This is a genomic window from Commensalibacter papalotli (ex Botero et al. 2024) (assembly GCF_947179115.1).
Lineage (GTDB): Bacteria > Pseudomonadota > Alphaproteobacteria > Acetobacterales > Acetobacteraceae > Commensalibacter > Commensalibacter papalotli.
The window spans coordinates 1-651 of record NZ_CAMXCI010000023.1 but is presented as its reverse complement, the minus strand read 5'-3'; the positions used below and the strand labels follow the sequence as shown (position 1 = coordinate 651).

2 protein-coding genes are annotated in these 651 nt (G+C 38.6%); both read right to left on the bottom strand.

All coding sequences use genetic code 11. From position 1 onward, the window contains the following. Positions 1-141: gpW family head-tail joining protein (gene gpW, locus QMN76_RS10900; protein WP_282066048.1), on the bottom strand; the 141-nt coding region annotated here is incomplete at its 3' end. A gap of 33 nt (positions 142-174) precedes the next feature. Then, on the bottom strand, positions 175-651 hold a 477-nt coding region (locus tag QMN76_RS10895), incomplete at its 5' end, for a hypothetical protein (protein WP_282066046.1).

Genomic DNA, 651 nt, shown 5'->3' with positions numbered 1-651 from the left:
GGTATATGTCACTGACTTTGCCCCAGTTTCTTGGGAATAAGAAACAGAGATTGGTTTATTACCAATTAATAAATCATTATAAGCTTGTTGTGCTTGATCAAGATAAATACGCAATGTTTCTTTGGAAAGATTAGACCACATTGTTTTAGGAGGCATATAATAAGTCAACATGAACTATTTTCCTTTGGTAAGTATCCGATCGATCGCTTGGCTTAAATAATGATTGGTATTTTTATTTAAAAATTGTTCCACTTTTTGATGAAAGCCCATTTTAGGTTTATAGCTGGTTTTATTCACAAAACTTACCAACCGTGTTAAACTTCGTTGTTGACGGTTATATAAAAAGAACCCACCAGACTTGCCATTCTTTCCTTGGATTTTCAGGATAGATTGGGCTTTGCCTTTGCGTCCTGCTGATTTAGCACGCTGTAAATCCTGCATGGCTTTTTGTGCAAGACTTTTGACATATCCTTTGGGCATTCCACCCGATGCATTTTTCTTGGCATTCGGTGCAGCCACCACCAAAGCCTTGGCACTGGGATTGGTAATAGCATCACTTGGCGTTCGCGTGCCGCCATATTCCTCAAATTGTAGATATTTGGCTTGTTGGTCTTTGATAAAAATCGTTGCTGTTTGATAGTTCTTGGTCGC